The 18,586-nt window shown below is 60.1% G+C and carries 15 protein-coding genes; 5 read left to right on the plus strand and 10 right to left on the minus strand.

The genetic code is table 11. The features are described 5' to 3' along the window. Window positions 1-11: 11 nt before the first annotated feature. The 9 genes from bamA to rpsB all read right to left on the minus strand — a co-directional run bounded on the left by bamA (window position 12) and on the right by rpsB (window position 9,995). On the minus strand, window positions 12-2,390 hold the full coding sequence (bamA, locus tag ACQKEN_RS05055; RefSeq protein WP_427684106.1) for an outer membrane protein assembly factor BamA: 2,379 nt from the start codon (window positions 2,388-2,390) through the stop codon (window positions 12-14). Window positions 2,391-2,465: 75 nt separating this feature from the next. Beyond that, complete coding sequence (gene rseP, locus ACQKEN_RS05060; protein WP_427684107.1) at window positions 2,466-3,818, minus strand: RIP metalloprotease RseP; 1,353 nt, start codon at window positions 3,816-3,818, stop codon at window positions 2,466-2,468. An 87-nt stretch (window positions 3,819-3,905) separates the two neighbouring features. Beyond that, on the minus strand, window positions 3,906-5,096 hold the full coding sequence (gene ispC, locus ACQKEN_RS05065) for a 1-deoxy-D-xylulose-5-phosphate reductoisomerase (RefSeq protein WP_427684108.1): 1,191 nt from the start codon (window positions 5,094-5,096) through the stop codon (window positions 3,906-3,908). Then, entirely contained in the window at window positions 5,093-5,911 is an 819-nt protein-coding gene (locus tag ACQKEN_RS05070) for a phosphatidate cytidylyltransferase (protein ID WP_427684110.1), read from the minus strand. Before ACQKEN_RS05070 ends, ispC begins: the two co-directional genes overlap by 4 nt. Next, window positions 5,911-6,666 (minus strand): polyprenyl diphosphate synthase, encoded by a 756-nt coding sequence (gene uppS / locus ACQKEN_RS05075; protein WP_427684111.1) that lies wholly within the window; start codon window positions 6,664-6,666, stop codon window positions 5,911-5,913. Before uppS ends, ACQKEN_RS05070 begins: the two co-directional genes overlap by 1 nt. 16 nt (window positions 6,667-6,682) lie before the next feature. Next, a complete protein-coding gene (gene frr, locus ACQKEN_RS05080) occupies window positions 6,683-7,240 on the minus strand; it encodes a ribosome recycling factor (RefSeq protein WP_065989845.1) in 558 nt (185 codons plus the stop codon). Further along, window positions 7,237-7,980 (minus strand): UMP kinase, encoded by a 744-nt coding sequence (gene pyrH / locus ACQKEN_RS05085; protein WP_037014256.1) that lies wholly within the window; start codon window positions 7,978-7,980, stop codon window positions 7,237-7,239. The genes frr and pyrH overlap by 4 nt, the downstream gene beginning before the upstream one ends. A 223-nt stretch (window positions 7,981-8,203) precedes the next feature. Then, window positions 8,204-9,067: a translation elongation factor Ts gene (gene tsf / locus ACQKEN_RS05090; RefSeq protein ID WP_122537362.1), complete on the minus strand. Its 864-nt coding sequence runs from the start codon at window positions 9,065-9,067 to the stop codon at window positions 8,204-8,206. Between the two features lie 187 nt (window positions 9,068-9,254). Further along, window positions 9,255-9,995, minus strand: a complete 741-nt coding sequence (gene rpsB, locus ACQKEN_RS05095; protein ID WP_037014262.1) for a 30S ribosomal protein S2 — start codon at window positions 9,993-9,995, stop codon at window positions 9,255-9,257. 339 nt (window positions 9,996-10,334) lie between these two features. Between rpsB and map the strand changes: the two genes are divergently transcribed. The 3 genes from map (at window position 10,335) to dapC (ending at window position 15,193) form a co-directional block, all read left to right on the plus strand. Next, entirely contained in the window at window positions 10,335-11,117 is a 783-nt protein-coding gene (gene map, locus ACQKEN_RS05100) for a type I methionyl aminopeptidase (protein WP_427684115.1), read from the plus strand. Between the two features lie 84 nt (window positions 11,118-11,201). Next, window positions 11,202-13,901: a [protein-PII] uridylyltransferase gene (locus ACQKEN_RS05105; RefSeq protein ID WP_427684117.1), complete on the plus strand. Its 2,700-nt coding sequence runs from the start codon at window positions 11,202-11,204 to the stop codon at window positions 13,899-13,901. Between the two features lie 95 nt (window positions 13,902-13,996). Beyond that, complete coding sequence (gene dapC / locus ACQKEN_RS05110) at window positions 13,997-15,193, plus strand: succinyldiaminopimelate transaminase (RefSeq protein WP_427684119.1); 1,197 nt, start codon at window positions 13,997-13,999, stop codon at window positions 15,191-15,193. Window positions 15,194-15,234: 41 nt separating this feature from the next. Here dapC and ACQKEN_RS05115 read toward each other — a convergent pair whose 3' ends face one another. After that, window positions 15,235-16,881, minus strand: a complete 1,647-nt coding sequence (locus ACQKEN_RS05115) for a Na+/H+ antiporter (protein WP_427684121.1) — start codon at window positions 16,879-16,881, stop codon at window positions 15,235-15,237. 253 nt (window positions 16,882-17,134) lie between these two features. Here ACQKEN_RS05115 and ACQKEN_RS05120 point away from each other — a divergent pair, with 253 nt between their 5' ends. Together ACQKEN_RS05120 and dapD are read left to right on the plus strand one after the other, a co-directional pair. Beyond that, a complete protein-coding gene (locus tag ACQKEN_RS05120; RefSeq protein WP_427684123.1) occupies window positions 17,135-17,497 on the plus strand; it encodes an ArsC family reductase in 363 nt (120 codons plus the stop codon). 31 nt (window positions 17,498-17,528) lie between these two features. Then, window positions 17,529-18,563 carry a 2,3,4,5-tetrahydropyridine-2,6-dicarboxylate N-succinyltransferase gene (gene dapD, locus ACQKEN_RS05125; protein WP_237259165.1) on the plus strand — a complete coding sequence of 345 codons (1,035 nt, stop codon included), beginning with the start codon at window positions 17,529-17,531 and terminating at the stop codon, window positions 18,561-18,563. Window positions 18,564-18,586: the final 23 nt, after the last annotated feature.

An 18,586-nucleotide genomic window follows, 5' to 3' on the forward strand; every position in this document is an offset into this window, starting at 1 on the left:
TGATCAGACCCTTAGAAGGTCTGACCGAGAGAGAATTGGAAGACCTGGGTTTCGGTGCTGTCGTCCGGTTTCTTGACCGGCAACGCCAGGGCAAAACTCAACGGACCCAACGCAGTGACCCACGTCACGCCGACACCGACGGAGCTGGCCAGGCCGGAAAGATCAGGGCTGTTGCATTGGACCTTTTCATTGTCGGCAGTAAGCTTCTGAGCACCACAATTGGTGCTGAAGGTGTTACCTACGTCCCAGAAGATCGAGGTGCGCAGCGAACGCTGGTCCTTGATGAACGGCAGCGGGAACAGGATCTCGGCACCGCCAGTGATCAGCACGTTACCACCAAACGGCAGTGGGTCCTGATCCGGGTCCAGTGCGGTACCTTTGGCCGGGTTGAGTTTGCTCGGTGTGCTGCGAGGACCCAGGGTGCTGTCCTTGAAGCCGCGAACAGAGTTGAAACCACCGGCGTAGTAGTTCTCATAGAACGGCAAACCGGAGGTCGAACCGTAGCCATCACCGTAACCCAACTCCGAGTGCAGACGGAGGGTGTAGTTATTGGTGATCGGGTGGAACAGTTGACCGCGGTAATCAAGTTTGTAGAACGACAGGTCGCTGCCCGGAATGGTTGTTTCCAGGGTCAGGCTCTGGGAGCTGCCACGGGTCGGCAACGTGCCTTTGTTCAGCGTCGATTCGGACCAGCCCACCGAAGCCTTGAAGTTTGTGAAGCTGTCGCCTTCCTTCTCGAGGAAATCGAAGATCTCATCAACGGTGTACTTACCGGTGCTGATTTCATCCTTCTGTACCGACAGGCCGAAGTTCAGACGAGAAGTCTCGCTGATCGGGTAGCCCATGTTGATACCGCCACCCAGGCTGTCCACCGAGTAGCTCGCCACGTCAACGTCGAGGTCGCTGTAGTCGGTCTTGCGGTAGAACGCGCTGTAGCCAAGGCTCACACCGTCCGGCGTGAAGTACGGATCGACGTAGCTGAAGTTGTAGCGGGTCTGGTATTCACTTTTGGTCAAACCAATGGTGACCTTGTTACCCGTACCCAGGAAGTTGTTCTGGCTGATGGAGCCACCAAGGATCAGACCGGCGCTCTGTGCAAAGCCGACGCTGGCGGTGATCGAACCGGACGCCTGTTCTTCAACGGCATAGTTCACGTCTACCTGATCGTCGGTGCCAGGCACCGCCGGGGTTTCGACGTTCACTTCCTTGAAGAAACCCAGACGGTCAAGACGGGTCTTGGACTGGTCGATAAGGTAAGTAGAAGCCCAGCCGCCTTCCATCTGGCGCATTTCGCGACGCAGCACTTCGTCCGCTGTCTTGGTGTTGCCACGGAAGTTGATGCGGTTGACGTAAGCACGCTTGCCCGGATCGACGACGAAAGTGATATCGACCGTGTGGTCTTCATCGTTCGGCGTCGGCACGCCATTGACGTTGGCGAAGGTGTAACCCTCGTTACCCAGACGGCGGGTGATCAGCTCGGAGGTCGTGGTCATCACCTTGCGGGAGAACACCTGGCCCGGCTTGACCAGCAGCAGCGATTTGACCTGATCTTCAGGGACCTTGAGGTCACCGCTCAGCTTGACCGACTTGACGCTGTACTTCTCGCCTTCATGAATGTTGACGGTGATGTACACGCTTTTCTTGTCGGGCGTGATGGATACCTGGGTCGAGGCGATATCCATGTTGATATAGCCGCGGTCGAGGTAGTAAGAACGCAGACGTTCCAGGTCACCGGAGAGTTTCTCACGGGCGTACTTGTCGTCATTCTTGAAGAAGGAAAGCCAGTTGGTGGTCTTCAGTTCGAAGAGATCAACCAGATCGTCTTCGGGGAAGACCGAGTTACCCACCACGTTGATGTGCTGGATGGCGGCGACCGCACCTTCGTTGATGTTGATCTTCAGACCCACACGGTTACGCGGCTGCGGCACGACTTCAGTGGCAACTTCTGCGGAATAGCGGCCCTGTGCAACGTACTGACGTTGCAGCTCGTTGCGCACGCCTTCCAGCGTGGCGCGCTGGAAGATTTCGCCTTCGGCCAGACCCGACTGCTTCAGACCCTTCATCAGGTCCTCAGTGGTGATCGCTTTGTTGCCTTCGATCTCGATACTCGAAACCGACGGACGCTCGACAACTGTGATGACCAGGACGTTGCCGTCGCGGCCCAGCTGGATGTCCTGGAAAAATCCGGTTTTGAACAGCGCGCGAGTGGCGTCGACAAGACGCCCATCATCGGCCTGCTCACCCACGTTCAACGGCAGCGCGCCAAACACGCTGCCGGCGGAAACCCGCTGCAGACCGTTGACACGGATATCGGAGATAGTGAAGGACTCGGCGTGAACTTCGGCGATCATCAGTACGGCAAGAACCGCAGTTAGCAGCAGACGTTTCATGAAGTCCTTTCTTATTCCAACTGGCAATAAACAAACTGCCGCAAAATGCGGCAGATTCACAATTCGGCGTAGCTTTTACAGTCGTCCCAGATCGTTGACCAGTGCGAGCAACATCACTCCAACCACCAGACTGATACCGATCTGAACCCCCCAGCCCTGCACCTTCTCTGACAGTGGTCGACCACGCGCCCACTCGATCAGATAAAACAGCAAGTGCCCCCCATCCAGCACTGGTATGGGCAGCAAATTGAGAACGCCCAGGCTTATGCTCAGATAAGCGAGGAAATTCAGGAAGTCACCTACGCCTGACTGGGCCGAAGCGCCCGCCACTTTAGCAATGGTTATCGGTCCGCTCAAGTTTTTTACCGACAGCTCGCCGAACAACATTTTCTTGAGCGAATCGAGGGTCAGCACGCTCATGGTCCAGGTACGCCGCGCGCCTTCTGCGACGGCGGCTACAGGGCCATAGCTGACCTCGCGCAACATCTCCGGCGGCCAATCCACGCCTTTCACGCCGGCACCGAGATACCCGGTCGCCGCAGTGCCTTCGCCACGGGTCACCAGATCGACGGGCACATCCAGCCGCGCGCCGTCACGCTCCACGCTGACTGAAATCCGCGTATCGGGGTGGACACGAACCCAGTCCACGACCTTCTGCCATTCGTCGACAGGTTCGTTATTAAAGGCCAGCAAGCGGTCACCGGTTTTCAGGCCGGCTGTTTGTGCGGGGCCTTTCGGATCGAGTTCTGCCAGAACAGGCGGCAGGGCCGGACGCCAAGGCCTGATACCCAGGGAACGAATCGGGTCCGGCTCGGCTGCGCCCTTGAGCCAGTCGTTGAGCACCAACGAACGCGGGGTTTCCACGTCGGAACCCTGCTCGCGAACCTTCAACGCGATGCTGCCGCTCTCACCCAGGCGACGCACCAGTTGCAGGTTCACACCCGCCCATCCGGTGACGGCCTCGCCATCCACCGAGACGATTTCCTGACCGGAACTCAGCCCGGCCTTCTCCGCAATACTGCCTGGCTCGACACCGCCGACGACAGGCCGGACCTGCTGGCTGCCCAGCATTGCAAGTACCCAGAAAAAAACAATCGCCAGGAGAAAGTTGGCGACCGGCCCGGCAATCACGATGGCGATGCGCTGATAAACCGACTTGCGGTTAAATGACTGATCAGCCAGCTCGGGGGGAACATCACCCTCCCGTTCGTCGAGCATCTTCACGTAGCCGCCGAGGGGAATCGCCGCGACGACATATTCGGTGCCCTTGCGGTCACTCCAGCGCAGCAACGGCATGCCGAAGCCCACCGAGAAACGCAGGACCTTGACGCCACAGCGACGCGCCACCCAGAAATGACCGAATTCGTGAAACGTCACCAGCACGCCCAGCGCAACCAGGGTGCCGACAATCATGTATAGCGCGCTCATCGCTGCTCTCCGGGTACCGATCTAGCGGTGCGTTGAAACCCACATTGCCTGCGAATCATAGAAAACATTACTGCCGGGACCGACTGCCTAGCGGCCATTGCGATCCAGCCATTGCCCGGCCAGCGCGCGGGCACGTGCATCGATCTCGAACACCGTCTCCAGCGCGGACACGGCGACAACAGGTTCAAGGTTCAAAACCTCGTCGATCATACTCGCGATTTCCGGATAGCGAATGCGCTTGTCCAGAAACGCAGCAACCGCCACTTCATTGGCCGCGTTCAGCACGGCAGGCGCACTGTCGCCCGCCTCGGCAGCTTGCCGTGCCAGACGCAGGCATGGGAAGCGCACTTCGTCCGGTGCTTCGAAGTCCAGCCGTGCGATGCTGAACAGATCCAGCGGCGCGACGCCCGAGTCGATACGCTCGGGCCAGGCCAGTGCGTGGGCAATCGGCGTACGCATGTCGGGATTACCCAACTGCGCCAGCACCGAGCCGTCCACGTAATCGACCATCGAATGGATCACGCTCTGAGGGTGAATCACCACCTCGATCCGCGCGGGCGTCGTGTCGAACAGCCAGCAGGCTTCGATCAGCTCAAGACCCTTGTTCATCATGCTGGCGGAATCGACGGAAATCTTGCGACCCATGGACCAGTTGGGATGGGCGCAGGCCTGATCCGGGGAGACATGCTCCAGCTCGGCCAGCGGCGTCTGACGGAACGGGCCACCCGATGCGGTCAACAGAATGCGTCTGACGCCGACCTTCTCGAGACCGCTTTCGTAATCACGGGGCAGGCACTGGAAGATCGCGTTGTGCTCGCTGTCGAGCGGCAGCAGTACCGTGCCACTGCGGCGAACGGCCTGCATGAACAAGGCGCCGGACATGACCAGCGCTTCCTTGTTGGCCAGCAGGACTTTCTTGCCCGCTTCGACAGCGGCAAGGGTCGGGCGCAAACCGGCGGCACCGACGATGGCGGCCAGCACGGTATCCACCAGAGGGTGAGCAGACACTTCGCAGAGCCCGCCCTCCCCCACCAGCACACGAGTGTCGAGACCGGCTGCGCGCAGGTCGTCCTGCAACTGGCGGGCGGCGGCCGTCGTCGGCACCACGGCAAACTGCGGGGTATGGCGAACGCACAACGCCAACAGCTCGGCGAGACGCGTGTAACCGGTCAGGGCAAACACCTGGTACCGCGCCGGATGCCGCGCGATGACGTCCAGCGTGCTTAACCCGACCGAGCCCGTTGCACCGAGCACGGTAATGAGCTGAGGCGTACTCACATCACGCCCCAGTCCTGGGCAGCCCAGAGCAGCAAGGCGAAAACCGGGATGGCGGCGGTCAGGCTGTCGATGCGATCCAGCACACCACCGTGGCCCGGCAGCAGGTTGCTGCTGTCCTTGACCCCGGATTTGCGCTTGAACATGCTCTCGGTGAGATCACCGACGACCGAGATCAGCACGACGATCGCTGCACATACCAGGGCGAAGATGATTTCACCCAGCGACCAGCCGCGGTACACACCTACCACCGCAGTGATCACCAGACACGTGGCCAGACCACCATAAAGGCCTTCCCAGCTTTTGCCCGGGCTGACCTTCGGCGCCAGCTTGCGCTTGCCAAATGCCTTGCCGGAGAAGTAGGCGCCGATGTCGGCACCCCACACCAGAATCATCACCGACAGGATCAGCCAGTTGCCCAGCGGCATTTGCTTGATCAGCACCAGCCCCTGCCATGCCGGCAGCAGTATCAGCAAACCGATCAGCAGTTTGCAGAGGGCACTGGACCAATGCTCGCTGGACGCGGGATAGGTGAGGACCAGCCAGGTTGCCACCAGCCACCAGATCAGCGCCGCCACCAGCAACCAGGGTGCGAGGTCGGGCAACAGGTACAAGAGAAACAGCAGCGCAGCGACCACCACGGCGTACAGAACGCGGGCCGATTGCGCTTCGAAGCCGGCAAGACGCGCCCATTCCCAGGCGCCGAGTACGACGACCGCTCCGATGAACAATGCAAAGCTGCCGCCTGCCAGCAGGAAGAAACCGCACAGGGCCAGCGGCGCAAGGATCAGCGCAGTGATGATTCGTTGTTTAAGCATTAAGCGCGGGCTCCAGCTTCTACCTGCTCGCTGGTTTTCCCGAAGCGGCGTTGGCGAGAAGCGAAATCGGCCAGCGCAGTGCGCATGGCATCGTGTTTGAAGTCCGGCCAGAACAGGTCGGAGAAATACAGCTCGGCATAGGCCAGCTGCCAGAGCAGGAAATTGCTGATGCGATGCTCGCCGCCCGTGCGGATACACAGGTCGGGCAACGGCAGGTCGCCAGTGGACAGGCACGTCTGCAGCAGTTCGGGTGTGATGTCGTCCGGACGCAGGTGGCCCGCCTGAACTTCACGGGCCAGCCGCTGCGCAGCCTGAGCGATATCCCACTGACCGCCGTAATTGGCGGCGATCTGCAGGACGAAGCGGCTGTTTTCAGCCGTACGCTGCTCGGCTTCGCGGATGGCAGCCTGCAGCTCGGGGTGAAACCGCGAACGGTCGCCGATAATGCGCAGGCTGATGCCGTTCTCGTTCAGGCGCTTGGTCTCGCGACGCAGCGCCGTGAAAAACAACTCCATCAGCGCGCCGACCTCTTCCGCCGGGCGCTGCCAGTTTTCGCTGGAAAACGCGAACAAGGTCAGCACCTCGACCTTGGCCTCGGCACAGACCTCAATCACCGCACGAACAGCGTCCACGCCGGCCTTGTGGCCTGCTACACCCGGTAGCAGGCGCTTCTTGGCCCAGCGGTTGTTCCCATCCATGATGATCGCGACATGACGCGGCACCGATGCCGGCGCAGCCAGCTTTGTCTTATCCATGAAAGCTTCCCGGCCCTTATACGGCCATCAGGTCCGCTTCTTTGGACTTGGTCGCGGCGTCGATGTCCGCCTCAGCCTTGTCCGTCAGCTTCTGGATGTCGGCAGCGGCGCGGCGCTCCTCGTCTTCGCTGATTTCCTTGTCCTTGACCAGCTTCTTCAGCTCACCCAACGCGTCACGGCGGATGTTACGCACGGCAACGCGGGCGTCTTCTGCGGCGCTGCGCGCCTGCTTGGTGAAGCCCTTGCGGGTCTCTTCCGTCAGGGCAGGCATGGAGATCAACAGCATCTCGCCCAGGTTGGTCGGGTTGAGGTTCAGACCCGCGCTCTGAATGGCCTTGTCGACCGCAGAGAGCATGTTGCGCTCGAACGCCACGACCTGCAGCGTACGGGAGTCCTTCACGGTCACGTTGGCGACGCCGCTCAACGGGGTGTCGGAACCGTAGTACGGCACCATGACGCTGCCGAGAATGCTCGGGTGCGCCTTGCCGGTACGGATCTGGCCGAATGCGTGGGCCAGGGACTCAAGGGATTTCTTCATCCGCTCTTGAGCGTCTTTCTTGATTTCGTTGATCATTGTTCGCCTTCCTCGATCAAAGTACCTTCCGCGCCGCCATGCACAATGTTCAGCAGGGCGCCGGGCTTGTTCATATTGAAGACACGCAGTGGCATCTTGTGGTCACGACACAGACAGATGGCTGTCAGATCCATTACACCCAGCTTGCGATCCAGCACTTCGTCATAGGTCAGACGATCGAACTTCTCGGCATGCGGGTCCTTGAATGGATCGGCAGTGTACACACCATCGACCTTGGTTGCTTTCAGCACGACATCAGCGTCGATCTCGATTGCGCGCAGGCACGCTGCCGAATCCGTGGTGAAGAACGGATTGCCGGTACCGGCCGCGAAGATCACGACTTCCTTGGCATTCAGGTGACGCATGGCTTTGCGACGATCGTAGTGATCGGTGACGCCCACCATGGAAATGGCTGACATCACGATGGCCGAGATATTGGCTCGCTCCAGCGCGTCACGCATGGCCAGCGCGTTCATCACGGTGGCCAGCATGCCCATGTGGTCGCCCGTGACCCGATCCATACCGGCCGCGCTCAGCGCTGCGCCGCGGAACAGGTTACCGCCACCGATGACCAGACCGACCTGAACGCCGATACCGACCAGTTGACCGACTTCCAGCGCCATGCGATCCAGCACCTTGGGGTCGATGCCGAACTCTTCCGACCCCATCAGGGCCTCGCCGCTGAGCTTGAGTAGAATGCGTTTATAGCGAGCTTGATAGCCACTGCCCTGCTGAGCCATTGCGAATCTCTCCTGCGGCGTTTGAAAAAAATCGTTCGAGTTGCGGGCCGTTTTCGGCCTGCGCTAACTCTAGGTCACTGCTTCAGGGAAATGCAGCCTCGTAGGCCCAGCCCCCTGCAAAAAACAAATTCAGTGCAGCAATAACAATTCCGCTTACCGCTTTGACAAAGAGGCTGCGCGCGTTAGCGGGCAGCCTCTTCGGGGCGACAGTTGGAAAACCGTCTTATTGCTTGCTTGCAGCTACTTGAGCAGCGACTTCTTCAGCGAAGTTGTCGACTGGCTTCTCGATGCCTTCGCCTACTTTGAAGTAGGTGAAGGAAACGATTTCAGCACCGGCTTTCTTGGCCAGTTCACCGACCTTGATTTCCGGGTTCTTGACGAACGCCTGCTCGACCAGACTGGCTTCAGCCAGGAACTTGCTGATACGGCCGCCAACCATCTTCTCGGCGATTTCAGCAGGCTTGCCTTTCAGCTTGTCTTCGTTCAACTGCATGAAGACATTCTTCTCGCGCTCGATCGCTTCTGGCGAAACGTCCGAAGGCAGCAGGAACTCAGGGTTGGTCGCCGCTACGTGCATGGCGATGTCTTTCGCCAGCTCTGCATCGCCGCCCTTGAGGACGACAACCACGCCGATCTTGTTGCCGTGCAGGTAAGAACCCAGCACGTCGCCTTCGATGCGCGCCAGACGACGGATGTTGACGTTCTCGCCAACCTTGCCGACCAGCACCAGACGATCAGCTTCCATCGCTTCAACCAGAGGCTCAACGGTGGTCAGCTTGTCAGCGAAGGCCTTCTCGACGCTTTTAGCGACGAATGCCTTGAAGTCGTCCTGCAGAGCCAGGAAGTCGGTCTGGGAGTTGACTTCGATCAGGACAGCAGCTTTGCCGTCGTCCTTGATGGAGATGGCGCCTTCAGCAGCAACGTTGCCTGCTTTCTTGGCTGCCTTGATTGCGCCCGAAGCACGCATATCGTCGATGGCTTTTTCGATGTCGCCGCCAGCCTTGGTCAAGGCCTTTTTGCAATCCATCATGCCTTCGCCGGTACGCTCGCGCAGTTCTTTGACCAACGCTGCAGTAATCTCTGCCATTTCAAAATCCTCTTGGATAGGTCTTCAACCATTCCACCCGCAGTACGGGCGTTCAAATTCTTGAAAATCCATGGTGACTGCTGCACATGACAATAAGATCGATGGCAACGTCAGATGGTTTTCGAGGTGGCAAAAAGGGGGCCAAGCCCCCTTTTTGCGTACTGAGTCAACGCCAGGCGTTTGTTACTCAGCCTTCAACAGTTGCCGCTGGAGCTTCTTCAGCGTAAACGTCGGTGCCGCCAGCATTGTTGTTGCGACCACGGATCACAGCGTCAGCCATCGAACCCATGTACAGCTGGATGGCGCGGATTGCGTCGTCGTTGCCAGGGATGATGTAGTCAACGCCTTCAGGGCTGCTGTTGGTGTCGACAACGCCGATAACCGGGATACCCAGCTTGTTGGCTTCGGTGATCGCGATGCGCTCGTGATCAACGTCGATAACGAACAGAGCGTCTGGCAGACCGCCCATGTCCTTGATACCACCCAGGCTACGATCCAGCTTTTCCAGATCGCGAGTACGCATCAGCGCCTCTTTCTTGGTCAGCTTGGTGAACGTGCCGTCTTCTGCCTGGATTTCAAGATCACGCAGACGCTTGATGGAAGCGCGGATGGTCTTGAAGTTGGTCAGCATGCCGCCCAACCAGCGGTGATCGACGTACGGCGAACCGCAACGTGCTGCTTCTTCAGCAACGATCTTGCCGGCGGAACGCTTGGTGCCGACGAACAGGATCTTGTTTTTGCCCTGAGCCAGGCGCTCAACGAAAGTCAAAGCTTCGTTGAACATTGGCAGGGTTTTTTCAAGGTTGATGATGTGGATCTTGTTGCGCGCGCCGAAAATGTATTTACCCATTTTCGGGTTCCAGTAACGGGTCTGGTGACCGAAGTGCACACCGGCCTTCAGCATATCGCGCATGTTGACTTGGGACATGATAGTTCCTTGATAAGTCGGGTTAGGCCTCCACGTATCCCAATGACCAACCAGCGGCTTGAGCCGAAGGCACCCAGGTCATCGTGTCGACACGTGTGTGGGTTAGAGCTTTCGGGGCAGACCCCGTAAAGCGGCGCATTTTATATCACAAAAGACTGGATAACGGAACTCGAAATAAGAGCCTGTTTTTCCGACGCTTTTGCCCCCGTCGTGCAAGCGGTTGGACAGCCTGCCCGCGTCGATGGAGGACGCGATGATAACCCGGCTGACGACGGTCTGGTAGAATCGCGTTTTTTCCGTATCAAGCCGTGGCTGCGCCGCGCTGAGAGAGCCTGTTTAATGACCGTGACACTGAAAACCCCCGAAGACATCGAGAAGATGCGAATTGCCGGCCGCCTGGCTGCCGATGTGCTGGAAATGATTGGCGCCTATGTAAAGCCGGGCGTGACCACCGAAGAACTGGACCGCATCTGCCACGACTACATCGTCAACGAGCAGAAGGCCATTCCGGCGCCACTGAATTACAAGGGCTTCCCGAAATCCATCTGCACCTCCATTAACCATGTGGTTTGCCACGGCATCCCGAACGAGAAGCCGCTCAAGAATGGCGACGTGCTGAACATCGACGTGACCGTCATCAAGGACGGCTACCACGGTGACACCAGCAAGATGTTTCACGTAGGCAAAGTGCCTGAGTGGGCCGAGCGTCTGTCCCGCGTCACCCAAGAGTGCCTTTATAAAGGCATCGAAGTGGTCAAGCCCGGCGCGCACCTGGGCGATATCGGCGAAGTGATCCAGAAGCACGCCGAGAAAAACGGCTTCTCGGTCGTCCGCGAATACTGCGGCCACGGCATCGGCAGGGTCTTCCACGAAGAGCCTCAAGTGCTGCACTACGGCCAGGCCGGCGACGGCATGGAGCTGAAGGAAGGCATGACCTTCACCATCGAGCCGATGATTAATCAGGGCAAGGCCGACACACGCCTGCTCGGCGACGGCTGGACAGCCATCACCAAGGATCGCAAGCTGTCGGCACAGTGGGAACACACCATTCTGGTGACCGCGACCGGCTATGAAATCTTCACCCTGCGCAGCGATGACACCATCGCCCGCACCTCGGCCTGATCGCTGAGTCACTCGCCATTGTGGTCGGTACAGCCAGCACGGTCGGTTTTGCACGGTCGGTATAGATAGAAGGAAAGCAGTTCGATGCCGCAGGTGGACCCAGATTTGTTCGATCGCGGCCAGTTTCAGGCCGAGCTGGCACTGAAGGCCAGCCCCATACCCGCCTTCAAGAAAGCCATTCGTCAGGCGCGCGAAGTGCTGGACGGACGCTTCAAGTCGGGCCGGGAGATTCGCCGGCTGATCGAGGACCGTGCCTGGTTCGTCGATAACATCCTGCAGCAGGCCTGGGACCAGTTCGACTGGAGCGAAGACGCCGACATCGCCTTGCTGGCGGTCGGCGGCTACGGTCGCGGCGAACTGCACCCCTACTCCGACATCGATCTGCTGATCCTGCTGGACAGCGCCGACCATGAAGTTTTCCGCGATTCCATCGAGCGTTTTCTGACGCTGCTGTGGGACATCGGCCTGGAAGTCGGTCAAAGCGTGCGCTCGGTGGACGAATGCGTCACCGAGGCCCGGGCCGATCTGACCGTCATCACGAATTTGATGGAGAGCCGCACGATTGCCGGCCCCGAGCGACTGCGTCAGCGCATGCTCGCCGTCACCAGCACCCGTGAAATGTGGCCGAGCAAGGAGTTCTTCCTGGCCAAACGCGCCGAGCAGAAGAACCGCCATCACAAATATTTCGACACCGAGTACAACCTCGAGCCTAACGTCAAAGGCTCGCCCGGCGGGCTGCGGGATATTCAGACCATTCTCTGGGTTGCCCGTCGCCAATACGGCACGCTGAATCTGCACGCACTGGCCGACGAAGGTTTTCTGCTGGAGAGCGAAAACGCGCTGCTGGCATCTTCCCAGGAATTTCTCTGGAAGGTCCGTTACGCGCTCCATATGTTGGCCGGGCGTTCCGAAGACCGTCTGCTGTTCGATTACCAGACCAGCATCGCGCGCCTGCTGGGCTACGAAGACAGCGACGCCAAGCTGGCCATCGAGCGCTTCATGCAGAAGTATTACCGTGAGGTCATGAGCATTGCGCAGCTCAGCGACCTGATCATCCAGCACTTCGAAGAAGTGATTCTCGCGGACGACGAAGGCACGGTCACCGAGACGATCAACTCGCGCTTCCAGCTGCATGACGGCTACATCGAAGCGACCCATCCGAACGTCTTCAAGCGCACGCCGTTCGCGATGCTCGAGATATTCGTGCTGATGGCGCAGCGCCCGGAAATAAAGGGCGTGCGGGCCGACACCATCCGGCTGCTGCGGGAACACCGCTACCTGATCAACGACGATTTCCGCAACGACATCCGCAACACCAGCCTGTTCATCGAGCTGTTCAAATGCGAAATCGGCATCCATCGCAATCTGCGGCGGATGAACCGTTATGGCATTCTCGGGCTGTACCTGCCGGAGTTCGGCCACATCGTCGGGCAGATGCAACACGACCTGTTCCACATCTATACGGTCGATGCCCACACGCTGAACCTGATCAAGCACCTGCGTAAGCTGCAATACACGCAGGTGTCAGAGAAATTCCCGCTGGCCAGCAAGCTCATGGCCAGACTGCCCAAGCCCGAGCTTATTTATCTGGCCGGCCTTTACCACGACATCGGCAAGGGCCGTGGCGGTGATCACTCGGAACTGGGCGCGATCGATGCCGAAGCGTTCGGCATTCGTCATCACCTGCCCCACTGGGACACCCAGCTGATTGTCTGGCTGGTGCAGAACCATCTGGTGATGTCGACCACCGCCCAGCGCAAGGACTTGTCCGACCCGCAGGTGATTCACGACTTCGCCCAGTTCGTCGGCGATGAAGTGCATCTGGACTACCTCTACGTGCTGACCATCGCCGACATCAACGCGACCAATCCGACGTTGTGGAACTCGTGGCGTGCCAGCCTGTTGCGCCAGCTGTACACCGAGACCAAACGCGCGCTCAAGCGTGGGCTGGAGAACCCGGTCGACCGCGAGGAGCAGATCCGTCGCACGCAAACCGCTGCCCTGGATATTCTGGTGCGCAGCGGCACCGATCCCGATGACGTCGAGCAGTTGTGGTCGCAACTGGGTGATGACTACTTCCTGCGTCACACCGCAGGGGACGTGGCCTGGCACAGCGACGCGATTTTGCAGCAGCCAGCCGATGGCGGCCCGTTGGTGCTGATCAAGGAAACCACCCAGCGCGAGTTCGAAGGCGGCACGCAGATCTTCATTTATGCGCCCGACCAGCACGACTTCTTCGCCGTGACCGTGGCGGCCATGGACCAGCTGAACCTGAACATTCACGACGCCCGGGTCATCACGTCCACCAGCCAGTTCACCCTCGACACCTACATCGTGCTCGACAGCGAAGGCGGTTCGATCGGTGAAAATCCGGAGCGCATCAAGGCCATTCGCGAAGGCCTGACCGAAGCGTTGCGCAACCCCGACGATTACCCGACCATCATCAAGCGCCGGGTGCCGCGTCAGCTCAAGCACTTTGCCTTCGCGCCCGTGGTGACGATTTCCAACGACGCGCAACGGCCGGTCACGGTGCTGGAACTCAGTGCGCCGGATCGACCCGGGCTGCTGGCGCGACTGGGCAAGATCTTTCTGGAGTTCGACCTGTCATTGCAGAACGCCAAGATCGCCACATTGGGTGAGCGCGTGGAAGACGTGTTCTTCCTGACCGATGAAAACCACCAGCCGCTGTCCGATCCGCAACTGTGTCGACGCCTGCAGGATGAAATCGTTGAGCAGCTCAGCGTCAATCCCGAGCCCGGCAGCGAGTTGCGCATCAGCATTTGAAACCGCCAGGACGGCACGATTAACGACTTGATTCAACGGCGCCTTGCCACATCGTGAACACGAGTGCGGGCGCCCAGCCTTGAGAACGATTCGACATGAATAACGCCCTGCAGCAGCTTCAGCCCTACCCTTTCGAGAAACTTCGCGCGTTGCTCGGTGCCGTCACGCCGAATCCGGACAAGCGTCCGATCGCCCTGTCGATCGGCGAACCCAAGCACAAATCGCCAGAGTTCGTTGCCAAGGCGCTGGCCGACAACCTTGATCAAATGGCGGTCTACCCGACCACGGCCGGGATTCCTGCGTTGCGTGAAGCCATCGCCAACTGGTGCGAGCGCCGCTTCAGCGTGCCCGCCGGCTGGCTGGATGCAACCAAACATGTGCTGCCGGTCAACGGCACCCGCGAGGCGTTGTTCGCGTTCACCCAGACCGTCGTCAATCGCAACGACAACGGTCTGGTGGTCAGCCCCAATCCGTTTTACCAAATCTATGAAGGCGCGGCGTTTCTGGCCGGCGCCACTCCGCATTATCTGCCGTGCCTGGCCGAACATGGTTTCAACCCGGATTTCGACGCCGTCAGCGCTGACGTCTGGGACCGCTGCCAGATTCTGTTTCTGTGCTCGCCGGGCAACCCGACCGGTGCGCTGATCCCGCTGGAAACCCTGAAAAAGCTCATCGCCCTCGCCGACAAGCACGACTTCGTGGTTGCCGCCGACGAGTGCTACAGCGAGCTGTATTTCGACGAAGCCACTCCGCCGGCCGGTCTGCTGAGCGCCTGCGCCGAACTGGGCCGCCAGGATTTCAAGCGCTGCGTGGTGTTTCACAGCCTGTCCAAACGGTCGAACCTGCCGGGCCTGCGCTCGGGTTTCGTTGCCGGCGATGCCGAGATTCTCAAGGCGTTCCTGCTCTATCGCACCTACCACGGCTGCGCGATGCCGGTACAGACGCAACTGGCGAGCATCGCGGCCTGGAGCGACGAAGAACACGTGTGCGCCAACCGCACGCTGTACCGGGAAAAGTTTGACGCCGTGCTGGAAATTCTCAGCCCGGTCATGGACGTGCAACACCCGGACGGCGGCTTCTATCTATGGCCAAGCGTCGGCACTGATGACGCGAAGTTCTGCCGGGACCTGTTCGTCACTGAACACGTGACCGTGGTACCCGGCTCGTACCTGTCCCGCGACGTCGACGGCTTCAATCCCGGCGCCGGCCGCGTGCGCATGGCACTGGTTGCACCGCTGGCCGAGTGCATCGAAGCCGCGCAGCGCATTCGGGATTTTGTGACGAGCCGCTGATTTCTCGCTGACACTCTACGCACTGAGGCCAGCCTCCAGCCTCAGTGCGCCAGACCCAGATTGGCTTCGTTCAAATCGAGTTCTGCCAGCACTAGCCGCAGCACGTCATCGCCGATCTGGTGATGGCGGTGCAGGTCGTACAGCTTCAGGCGCTGAGCACGCAGGGCGTTAAGGCGCATGCGTTTCTCCAGTTGATCCATCTGGAACGCCAAAGCTTGAGCCTCGGCGGTGTCATTGAATATATCCAGACGCTGGCGGTATTCGGACATGATCCTCGCCTTCACTTCCATGGCGAGCACCGCCTGCGCGGCGTCAGGCGAATCCGTCGCTGCCGGGATCGCCTCGTTCTCCAGTGTCTGAATGGCCGCCTGAGCCGTGTGCTTCCAGGCGTCTCGCACTTCGCGCTTCATGCGCATGTCCGGCTCACTGACCTGCCCACGCAGGAGCAGCGGCAAGCCAATGCTCGCCGACACCAAGGACAGCAGGATCACTCCTGCCGCAATGAAAATCAGCAAGTCACGCTCGGGAAAGTCGACGCCGGCGCTGATCAGTATCGGCACCGACAACGTACCCGCGAGCGTGACAGCACCGCGCACCCCGCCCACGGTCAGCAGTAATGACGAACGGGTCGACAGATCCAGTGTGCCGTCGCCCCTGCCGCGCCAGCGCCGAATCTGGATCATCAGCCGCCAGACGCTCTGCACCCAGATGTAACGCAACACCGCCAGCACGACGAAAATCGCCAGCACATCAAGGCAACGCCACAACAGGGTCGGCCACAGGGTGGCTTCGTGGTGGGTAACGGCGGTGATGATGTCCGGCAACTGCAAGCCCAGCAGCAGGAAGATCAGGCCGTTGAACGCAAATTCCAACAGGGTCCACACGCTGCGATTCAGCAATCGGGTGCTGGTCTGGCGCGGCAGCAGATCGACCCAGCTTTGCATCATCCCTGCCGCCACCGCCGACAGAATTCCGGACAGCTCCAGGCGCTCGGCCAGCACGTAAGCGGCGAACGGCAGCAGCAACATGAAGACGACGTGGGTCGCTGGATCATCCCAGCCCCGGGTGATCATCCAACTGCGCAGACGCCCCACCACCCAACTCAGCGCGACGCCCACGGCCAGACCACCACAGGCGACCAGCACGAAATTCAGGCTGGCATCGGTCAGGGAAAACGCCCCGGTGATGGCGGCTGCCAGCGCGAACTTGAAAGTGACCAGCCCGGTCGCGTCATTCATCAACGCTTCGCCCTGAAGCATACGCATGATCGGCGCGGGCAACCGGTCCTGAGCGATAGCCGAGACCGCCACGGCGTCAGTCGGCGACAGCACGGCCGCCAACGCAAAGGCGACGGGCAAGGGAATGGAAGGCAGCAGCCAGTGGATGAAGTAACCGGCGCCGATCACCGTAAAAATCACCAGCCCGACCGCGAGGGTCAGGATCGCGCCGCGGTAGCGCCACAGATCGCGCTTGGGCATCCGCCAACCATCGGAAAACAGCAGCGGCGGCAGGAACAGAAACAGGAACAGCTCAGGGTCGAGCGCCACGTGGAGGCCCAGCGTCGGCCAGGCCAGCAAGGCGCCCGCGGCGATCTGAACCAGCGGCAACGGCAGCGGAATCAACCGGGCCAGCAATCGCGAGACACCTACCAGCGTCAACAAGATAAGGACGGTATAGGCTGTTTGCATTGCGTGTTTCCCCAAGCTTTGACTCATGACTGACATCGGCAACAGACCCGATGCGCGCTGCAAAGTGCTCATCTTAGCGGCTGCGACGGTCATGGGGTTCTGATACATCAGTCGTGGTCGGCCGGCGTCGCCAGCGTTCATCGCCCGTAAACCTACCTCAAATAGACAAAGCGTCGGCCCGCCGCGCTTACCCGGCGTGTACGTGGCATAATCCTCCACCGTTTTTTTCAACCGTCCCAAAGGGAGCAGGCTCATGGCCAAGGAAAACCAAGCGTTGCACCTGTTTGGCATTAAGGCGTGCGACACGATGAAGAAGGCGCGCACCTGGCTCGATGAAAAATCGGTGAATTACGATTTCCACGATTACAAGACCCAGGGCATCGACCGCGCCCACCTGACACGTTGGTGCAACGAGCACGGCTGGCAGACGGTACTCAACCGCGCCGGCACGACCTTTCGCAAGCTGGACGAGGCGCAAAAAGCCGACCTCGATCAGGAAAAGGCCATTGAGCTGATGCTCGCTCAGCCCTCGATGATCAAGCGCCCGGTGCTGGATCTTGGCGACAAAACCCTGATTGGCTTCAAACCCGAACTGTACGCTGCGGCTATCGCCTGATTGAGATAGCCCTAAATAACGAGGTATCTGCATGTCCACTTCTCTGTTCAGCCTGGCCTTTGGCGTTGGCACACAAAACCGTCAAGGCACCTGGCTGGAAGTTTTCTACGCCCTGCCGCTGCTCAACCCGTCGGCTGAAATCGTCGCCGCCGTCGCACCGATCCTGGGTTACACCGGTGGCAATCAGGCCATCGCCTTCAACACCGATCTGTCCTCGCGTCTGGCCAATGCCCTCAAAGGCATCGACGACACTCAGGCCGCGCTGTTGACCCGACTGGCCGAAAGCCACAAGCCTCTGGTTGCCACGTTGCTGGCCGAAGACGCCGCGCTGACCTCCACTCCCGAGGCTTACCTCAAGCTGCATTTGCTCTCCCATCGTCTGGTCAAGCCCCACGGCTTGAGTCTGGCCGGTGTGTTCCCGCTGCTGCCGAACGTCGCGTGGACCAGCCAGGGCGCCATTGACCTGGGCGAGCTGGCCGAGCGTCAGCTGGAAGCCCGCCTGAAAGGCCATCTGCTGGAAGTCTTCTCGGTCGACAAATTCCCGAAGATGACTGACTACGTGGTGCCGGCCGGTGTGCGTATCGCTGACACCGCGCGCGTGCGCCTGGGCGCCTACATCGGCGAAGGCACCACCGTGATGCACGAAGGTTTCGTCAACTTCAACGGCGGCACCGAAGGCCCGGGCATGATCGAAGGCCGTGTGTCGGCTGGCGTGTTCGTCGGCAAGGGTTCGGACCTGGGCGGCGGCTGTTCGACCATGGGCACGCTGTCGGGCGGCGGCAACATGGTGATCAAGGTCGGCGAAGGCTGCCTGATCGGTGCGAACGCCGGCATCGGCATTCCGTTGGGCGACCGCAACACCGTGGAAGCCGGTCTGTACGTCACGGCGGGCACCAAAGTGGCGCTGCTGGATGACAAGAACGAGCTGGTCAAGGTTGTGAAGGCCCGTGAACTGGCCGGTCAACCGGACCTGTTGTTCCGTCGCAACTCGCAGACCGGCGCCGTGGAATGCAAATCCCACAAGTCGGCCATCGAGCTGAACGAAGCGCTGCACGCTCACAACTGATCGATGCTGCGTGCGGGTTCGGT

Origin of the sequence: Pseudomonas sp. NPDC078416 (assembly GCF_050268485.1) — a bacterium.
GTDB lineage: Bacteria > Pseudomonadota > Gammaproteobacteria > Pseudomonadales > Pseudomonadaceae > Aquipseudomonas.

Bases quoted from the DNA above. Each gene is read 5' to 3' on its own strand.
- tsf (WP_122537362.1), bottom strand. From the start codon at position 9,067: ATGGCAGAGATTACTGCAGCGTTGGTCAAAGAACTGCGCGAGCGTACC.
- rseP (WP_427684107.1), bottom strand. From the start codon at position 3,818: ATGAGCGCGCTATACATGATTGTCGGCACCCTGGTTGCGCTGGGCGTG.
- dapC (WP_427684119.1), top strand. From the start codon at position 13,997: ATGAATAACGCCCTGCAGCAGCTTCAGCCCTACCCTTTCGAGAAACTT.
- uppS (WP_427684111.1), bottom strand. From the start codon at position 6,666: ATGGATAAGACAAAGCTGGCTGCGCCGGCATCGGTGCCGCGTCATGTC.
- ACQKEN_RS05115 (WP_427684121.1), bottom strand. From the start codon at position 16,881: ATGCAAACAGCCTATACCGTCCTTATCTTGTTGACGCTGGTAGGTGTC.
- ACQKEN_RS05070 (WP_427684110.1), bottom strand. From the start codon at position 5,911: ATGCTTAAACAACGAATCATCACTGCGCTGATCCTTGCGCCGCTGGCC.
- rpsB (WP_037014262.1), bottom strand. From the start codon at position 9,995: ATGTCCCAAGTCAACATGCGCGATATGCTGAAGGCCGGTGTGCACTTC.
- map (WP_427684115.1), top strand. From the start codon at position 10,335: ATGACCGTGACACTGAAAACCCCCGAAGACATCGAGAAGATGCGAATT.
- pyrH (WP_037014256.1), bottom strand. From the start codon at position 7,980: ATGGCTCAGCAGGGCAGTGGCTATCAAGCTCGCTATAAACGCATTCTA.
- ACQKEN_RS05105 (WP_427684117.1), top strand. From the start codon at position 11,202: ATGCCGCAGGTGGACCCAGATTTGTTCGATCGCGGCCAGTTTCAGGCC.
- bamA (WP_427684106.1), bottom strand. From the start codon at position 2,390: ATGAAACGTCTGCTGCTAACTGCGGTTCTTGCCGTACTGATGATCGCC.
- frr (WP_065989845.1), bottom strand. From the start codon at position 7,240: ATGATCAACGAAATCAAGAAAGACGCTCAAGAGCGGATGAAGAAATCC.
- dapD (WP_237259165.1), top strand. From the start codon at position 17,529: ATGTCCACTTCTCTGTTCAGCCTGGCCTTTGGCGTTGGCACACAAAAC.
- ACQKEN_RS05120 (WP_427684123.1), top strand. From the start codon at position 17,135: ATGGCCAAGGAAAACCAAGCGTTGCACCTGTTTGGCATTAAGGCGTGC.